Source organism: Streptomyces sp. NPDC050636 (assembly GCF_040654775.1).
Lineage (GTDB): Bacteria > Actinomycetota > Actinomycetes > Streptomycetales > Streptomycetaceae > Streptomyces.
This window is the reverse complement of the sequence record NZ_JBFAIP010000178.1, coordinates 1-6,541: the sequence shown is the minus strand read 5'-3', so window position 1 is coordinate 6,541 and position 6,541 is coordinate 1. Positions and strand designations below refer to the sequence as shown.

Genomic DNA, 6,541 nt, shown 5'->3' with positions numbered 1-6,541 from the left:
GGAGGTGGCCTCGTCCAGCAGCAGCAGCCTCGGGCGGCGCAACAAGGCGCGGGCGATCGCCACGCGCTGGCGCTCGCCACCGGAGAGTCGGCTGCCGCGATGGCCGACGTCGGTGTCCAGCCCATGGGGCAGACCGTCCGCCACCACGTCCAGGCGGGCCAGCCGCAGGACGCGGGCGAGTTCCTCGCCGGTGGGATCGGCGGTGCCGAACGTCAGGTTGTCGCGCAGGGTACCGGCGAGGACGGGGACGTCCTGCTCGACGTAACCGATGGACGCGCGAAGCCGGGCCAGTGGCCATCGCTGCACGTCCTCGCCGTCCAGGAGCACGCGACCGGCTTCGGGCTCGTAGAAGCGCTCGATAAGCGAGAAGACCGTGGTCTTGCCGGCGCCGGACGGGCCGACGAAGGCAGTCAGCCCGCGTGCGGGAACGGAGAAGGAGACCTCGTCGTGGACGCGGGGCAATCCGGGGCGGTAGGCGAAGCACACCCGATGGAACGCCACGCCGAGGGGTGACCCACCGCGTTCGGAAGCGGTGGTGGAAGCCGTGGCTGAGGGAGTGTTGGGGCCGGCGGGGGCGGAATCCGCCTCGGTACGCCTGGTTCGCTTGCCGTCGCGGACCGCCGCGTCGCCTTCCCGTACCTGCTCGGCGTCCAGGTTCTCGACCGCCAGCCTCTCAACGTCTCCGATACGGACCGCCGCCGCCGATCCGACCTGGAGCTGACCGACGCCTTCCACCAGTTGGCCGATTCGAGGAGCCAGAGCGAAGAGGTAGAGGAGGAACGCGACGAGTGTGGAGACACCGATGGCGCCGGAAGTGACGCGTGCGCCCCCCACCCCGAGCACAACGAGGAAGCTGATCTGGAAGACCACCGCCGACACCGACGTCGACACCGCCTCCCACGCCGCGGCCCGTACCCCGGTCCGGCGGGCGTCCTCGGCCGCCTGGTGCAGCGCCGCGGTCTCCAGCCGCTCGGCGCCCGACGCCTTGACCGTGCGGAAAGCGCCGAAGACCCGCTCCAGAGCGGCCCCGATGTGCCCCACCGACTCCTGTGTGTGCCGGGTGGCGCGGCCGATCCGCGGAGCCACCACTGCCACGATGACGCCGACGCAGGCGATCACGGCGAGGGTGACACACAGCAGCACGGCGTCGAGCAGCCCCATCATGACGACCGTCGCCACGGTGGTCAGTGTGCCGGTGACCGCAGCGGACACCGCCTGGGGCGCGGTCTGGCGCAGCAACGCCGTATCGGAGGTCACGCGGGCGATCAGATCGCCCGGTTCGGTGCTCTCCACCACGGCCACCCGTAGTCGAAGAAGCCGGTCGGCCAGCCGACACCGGGCAGCGCACACGATGGACTCGGCCGACCATTGCAGCACGTAGTGCCCCAGACCGACGAGGAGTGCCCCGGAGACCAGCAGCAGGCTGAGCACGAGTACGGGCCCGGCCGCGGGGTGCCCCCGGCTCATGTCGTCCATCACGTGCTTGGCCGCCATGGGCTGGGCCAGGCCCAGGACGCTGCCCAGGAGCCCCAGGGCGACGCCGATGGCCAACCGCCCGCGCTGCCGACGCAGCTGACCTGCGAGGGCCCGGTGCCCCGGCTGGGAGCCGCCCGGTTCCTCGTGCGCCCGGGCCCCCGTGCCGTCGCCGGGGAGGGCGCAAGACGTCTCGATGGGGGGTGCCGCGCTCATCGGCTCACTCCACGGTGAAGAAGCGCTGGAAGTAGTCGGCGGAGGCACCCTCGCCGACGAGGACGCCCTCGGCCTCCACCCAGGCGTGCGCCGCGAACGGCGGGCGGCTGCGTACTCCTACGCACCAGGCGGGCCACTGGCCGTACCAACGGCACAGCAGGACGGTAGCCAGGGACCGGGGCAGGCACCCTTTCTGGCCTCCCGCGGCGAGGCTCACGGCGAGCACCGTCTCGCGCGCCATGCTTGCCTCGGCGAGGGTAGCGGGCCTGGCACCGCGGCGCAGCCGACGCAGGACGGCACGGATTCGGTCGGGCGGCTGGGTGGCCAGCACGTGCGCACAGCACACCACCACCCGGGCCAGGATACGACGGGCCGGCGGAACGGAGCGTGGGCGGTACGGAACCGCTTCCGACATCGACATGCGTGGCTCTCCGGTCTGGACGGTCCGGGCTGGACAGACGGGCCTGGACGGAGTCGGGCGGGCGGATCGGATGGATCGGACGGACCGGGCTGGCCGAACTGATTCCGCATCGGCGGGTCCTGGGGGCAGCGCTCAGGAGGTGACGAGCCCCACGGAGTGCAACTCGTCGACGATGCGGCCGACGTCCTCGGTAGCCAGGTCGACGTCGACGTTGTCGTACCGCGTGGTCAGGATCTCCACCGCGCGCTCGGTGCCGTAGCCGTCGAGGAGGGCCTGGAGGACGATGGTGGCCGTTGGATTGAGCGTGTAGTACTCGGCGCTCTCCTGGTCGAGCAGTGCCATGCCGTATTCGGTCTCGGTCATCAGGACACCGGGCTTCAGGGCAAACACCGGTTCACCTCTCTCTGGTCTCTCGGGGCTCTCGGTTGGCGGCAGGCAGAGCCGCGGATACGGCCGAGGGGCGGGGCGGGACGGTGTTCCGGCCGTGGGACGGCGCTGCGCGACGAGCGGGCGGTGGCGTCAACTCCCGGGACCGCAACCAGACTTCGCACGCGATGGTCGGGTGCAGCAGGTAGCTCTCCGTCTCTGCGGTCAGAGCGCGACGGCACCATTCGCGCAGCACCCGCTCGTCGACCAGGCCGAGCCGGGCGAGCCGGGAGTCCTCGCACAGTGCCAGCAGCGCCCGGCGGTGCTCGCGCAACCCCGCCTCCTCCTCGAACGTGGCGTTCGCCTTGGTGTCGCGGGTGCGGCTGGCCTCCGGGACGATGCCGCGCATGGCCTCGACGATGAGCGGCTTGTACCGCCACGGGGTGATCCGCTCCTGCGGCCGGACGGCGAGGGCCGCCTCGATGACGTGGGCGTCGTAGTAGGGGGCGCAGACGGCGATTCCCAGCGGAGCGGCCATCTGCCCGATGTGCCGGGCCGATTGGGAGATGCCGTCCATCCCGACCAGCTCGCGGTGTTCGCCGTGTCCCCTGCCCCGTGGCTGGACTGCGGACCGCCCCGCGCGGAGCAGTTCGCGCGCCGCGGTGACAGCATCCGGTGTCGCCCAGGGCGGCATCCGGGGCGGAACCGCCCAGCCGAGCAACGGCTCGTTCACCGGTAGCGCCGGCTCGGTCAGATCGCGGGCCACCCCATCGAGCCATGTCCGATAGGGGCTCCGGTCCAGGAGTTGGCGTAGCACTCGTCTCCGGGACCATCGGTATTTGGCGGCGTACCCCCGTACGGCCCCCACGGCAATGAGGGGATGGGTGCGCACCAGTGCGTGCAGGCGGGCGGGCGTTCCGGCCAGGAGCTCGTCGCCGCCCAGGCCGGTGAGATGGATGCCGGACCCGCGGGCGGCCGCCAGTTCCACGATGTCCATGCGGCGATTGCGGTCGACGGTGAGGATGCTGGGCGTGTCCAGGATGTCCTCAAGGGCGTCGATCCCGGCGAACGTCATGGCTACGTTCTGGGCGGGTACGACGTGGTGTTCGACGCCGTTCAGCGCCCCGACGGTCCGCTCGGCCCAGTACACGTCATCGCCGGCCTCGTCGTGGATGGCTGCGGTGTAGGCGACGACCTTGGTGCCCCCGCGTGCCGCGGTACAGCACAGGGCCGTGGAGTCCAGCCCGCCCAGGTCCGACGTCACCAGGTCGCGCCCGCGGGTGCGCACCTCGATCGCTTCGATGAGGGCTTCTCTCAGGCGCTCGGCGCCGACGGCGAGCGGGACGTCGGGGTCGGGCGGTGACCACCACCGCGTGGTGCAGGTCCGCCCGTCGGGGTGGAGCGTCAGACAGTGCCCTCCGGGCACGGCGTGCAGGCCGCGCCACAGTGGGTCCCCTGCGCGGGGGTACGGCGCGCCAAGGGTGAGCATTTCGAGGGCGATTCGGCACTCGTCCAGTTCGGCACCGACCAGTTCGGCGAGTACGTCGGCCCGGTCGGACGCCACGCTCACCGGTCCGTGGCCGGACGTTCCGGTTCGGGTGTGGAACACACGGCGCAGGTCCACGACGCCGGCACGCACCCGCACCCGGCCACCGCCGCTGACGACCAGGTGGAAGCTGCCGGCCCAATCGGCCGCGCGGTCCACCGCCGTCAGTGAGTCGGCGCCGTCGGCCGCAGCGGCGACCCGCTCGGCATCCCGCGCCGTGACGGCGTGTTCTCCGATCACTGCGACGCGCGTCCCCCCGTGTTCCCCCACCACGAGCGCCTCCGGTGCCCAGCGGCCCACGAGCCAGGGGCGCCCTGATGCGTGCGTCAGAGTCCGGTCCGCGTGGGAGAACGCCTTGGTGACGAGGGCCGCGGCCGCGTCGGTGTCGGGCAGGACGACGAACCAGGCGGGTACGGCCTGGAGCGACAAGGACTGGTCCATGGGCTACGGCCTTTGGTCGGTGATGCTCGAATAAGTGAGCGGGTGGCGGCCGGCTGCCGCCACCCGGTGGCCGGACCGGCTCAGCGGTCGGCCCGATGCGCGTTGAGACCCGGACCGCTCAGCGGTCGCGAGTGGGCTCGGTCAGAGGAACTGCTTGCCGTGGAGGATGTCCTTGGGGCCCTGGCCCTTGAGGCCGGTGACCTTGCGGAAGCTGCCGGCCTTGGTGACGGTGGGGCGCTCGTACGTCATGATCTTTCTCCTTTGTTCATGGGGACAGTTGAACAACAGGCGCCTGTACGGCGGATTTCAATGAACTTCCATCGCAGAAGTCACGAGCGGCAAATCCGCAGCACAACAGTAAGTAGGACTAGCGCAACATCACAACGACATTCAGCCGGTATTGAGGGGTACTCAGAGGGCGTGCAATTCAAGTGCGCCGCACACGAACAACCCCTTGCGCCCCTCCGGTAGGGGCGGCGAACAGTTCACGAAAAAACGTTTTACTCGGCTATCTAGCGTTGCTAGTTAAAGGAGACACCAATCCCATCCGAATTAAATGCGAACAAGGTGTCGATGGACTCAAGAGCCATTCGCCCTTAACGTCGAAGCCGGGATCGTCGCGCCGTATTTTTTGGGTGACAAGCGGCCCACGGCTCGCCCCAGGGAACTCAGGCATGAGTGCGTTGGAGGCAGTCAACTCGCATAAGAAACACGGTAATTGAGGCATCAAGCGCCCCGCGTCATACTCATTCGGTCCGCATGGCGAGCACTTCCTCCGGGCCCCGCACCCAAGCTCGCCACCGGCCGTGTCACACCGCGGTCCGCACATCAATCATGCACGTACGCCGCGAATGCTTCCTACGCCCTCTCATTGAAGGGGACGAACCGCACCTCCTCCACCGCCGTCTCCGGCGCCTGCACCGTCTCGACCGCGATGCGGACGCCGTCGTCCATCGGTCATCCGTAGATCCCGGTGGAGATGGCGGGGAAGGCAACCGTGCGGGCGCCCAGTTCGTCGGCCACACGCAGGGAATCCCGGTAGCACGAGGCAAGGAGCTCGGAGCGGTCCTCCTGGCAGAGCTGCCCGGCTGGTGACCCGCGGCGGCATCCGCCTCGGAGCCGCAAGCGTCGAGGGCTCGGTCGATCCGGAAGACGCCCAGCTCAAAAACGTGCAAGATGATGCTGTCGACGCCGCCCACCTCACTGGCGGAACCGTTCACGACTGGCCCTGCTGGAACGCGATGCCGACGGATTCGTGCCGCACGCCTACTACTCTCCCCGTCCATGCCCGCCTATGGGGCTACGCACAGGACGTCACCGTCACCGTCGGCTACGGCTTCCGCCCCATACGGGCCGCGACCCGGCTCTTCTCCCTGATGCTCCTCAGCACGCTCGGCAACGCGCTGATCATCACCGGCTGGATCCTCGCGACAACGATCGCGGCCGGCACGTCCGACGAAGTACGACCCAGTAGGGCAGCGCCCATGAACCGCGAGCAGTGGCGGCCGTTCCTGAAAGATTGGAGCGAGGAGTGGATCGTCGGGTACGACCCCGAGCAGGACGCACCCTTGGATGACGAGGTCGTACGGGACGGCTGGCTCGGGTTCGCCCCGGCCGGCGAGGATGAGATCGCGGCAGCCGAGGCCCGCCTGGGCCGGACATTGCCGCCCTCGCTCCGCGAGTTCCTGTTGACCACCAACGGGTGGCGGGACGCGGGGAACTCATCTACCGGATCGCGAGCACCTCAGAGCTCGCCTGGCCGGCCGATACCGACGAGGACTCCGGCTGGATCGACGCTTACAGCGACACCGAGTTTGCCGACGAGGACGAGGACGAAGAGCCCGAGGGCGAGATCCTCGCCCGTTCCCTGCGTCTCTCTCGACGGGGGGGACGCCTTGAGACCGCAATCAAACGGTTAGCCTGCATCGGTCAACATCGCGTAGAAAAGCGCGTAATAGCAGTCGACCATGGGGGCCTCAGCCATGCCCGATCCCTGGTGGTCACGGTGCGGGAGACCCCGCTGAACGGACCGACGCTGAAGCATCTGGTCGCGCTGGACGAGGCGGGCGCAGTGGTGC

General features: G+C 69.6%; 5 protein-coding genes and 3 pseudogenes. 2 read left to right on the top strand and 6 right to left on the bottom strand.

The genetic code is table 11. The features are described 5' to 3' along the window. The 6 genes and pseudogenes from AB0I10_RS39690 to AB0I10_RS39665 all read right to left on the bottom strand — a co-directional run. Positions 1-1,689: ABC transporter ATP-binding protein (locus AB0I10_RS39690; RefSeq protein WP_363157612.1), on the bottom strand; the 1,689-nt coding region annotated here is incomplete at its 3' end. A 4-nt stretch (positions 1,690-1,693) separates the two neighbouring features. Next, a complete protein-coding gene (locus tag AB0I10_RS39685; protein ID WP_363157611.1) occupies positions 1,694-2,110 on the bottom strand; it encodes a lasso peptide biosynthesis B2 protein in 417 nt (138 codons plus the stop codon). Positions 2,111-2,242: 132 nt separating this feature from the next. After that, a complete protein-coding gene (locus AB0I10_RS39680) occupies positions 2,243-2,500 on the bottom strand; it encodes a lasso peptide biosynthesis PqqD family chaperone (RefSeq protein ID WP_363157610.1) in 258 nt (85 codons plus the stop codon). A gap of 4 nt (positions 2,501-2,504) precedes the next feature. Continuing rightward, on the bottom strand, positions 2,505-4,463 hold the full coding sequence (locus tag AB0I10_RS39675) for a lasso peptide isopeptide bond-forming cyclase (RefSeq protein WP_363157609.1): 1,959 nt from the start codon (positions 4,461-4,463) through the stop codon (positions 2,505-2,507). 141 nt (positions 4,464-4,604) lie between these two features. Then, a complete protein-coding gene (locus AB0I10_RS39670) occupies positions 4,605-4,712 on the bottom strand; it encodes a keywimysin-related RiPP (RefSeq protein WP_363157608.1) in 108 nt (35 codons plus the stop codon). A gap of 609 nt (positions 4,713-5,321) precedes the next feature. Beyond that, positions 5,322-5,534, bottom strand: a pseudogene (locus AB0I10_RS39665) (macro domain-containing protein); the annotation flags it as partial. Positions 5,535-5,704: 170 nt separating this feature from the next. On the opposite strand from AB0I10_RS39665, the pseudogene AB0I10_RS39660 reads away from it, so the two are divergent. Further along, positions 5,705-6,127: pseudogene (locus AB0I10_RS39660) on the top strand (hypothetical protein); the annotation flags it as partial. Positions 6,128-6,165: 38 nt separating this feature from the next. Then, positions 6,166-6,541, top strand: a pseudogene (locus tag AB0I10_RS39655) (hypothetical protein); the annotation flags it as partial.

Excerpts from the sequence above, each read along its gene's own strand:
- AB0I10_RS39685 (WP_363157611.1), bottom strand. The coding sequence starts at position 2,110 with ATGTCGATGTCGGAAGCGGTTCCGTACCGCCCACGCTCCGTTCCGCCG.
- AB0I10_RS39675 (WP_363157609.1), bottom strand. The coding sequence starts at position 4,463 with ATGGACCAGTCCTTGTCGCTCCAGGCCGTACCCGCCTGGTTCGTCGTC.
- AB0I10_RS39670 (WP_363157608.1), bottom strand. The coding sequence starts at position 4,712 with ATGACGTACGAGCGCCCCACCGTCACCAAGGCCGGCAGCTTCCGCAAG.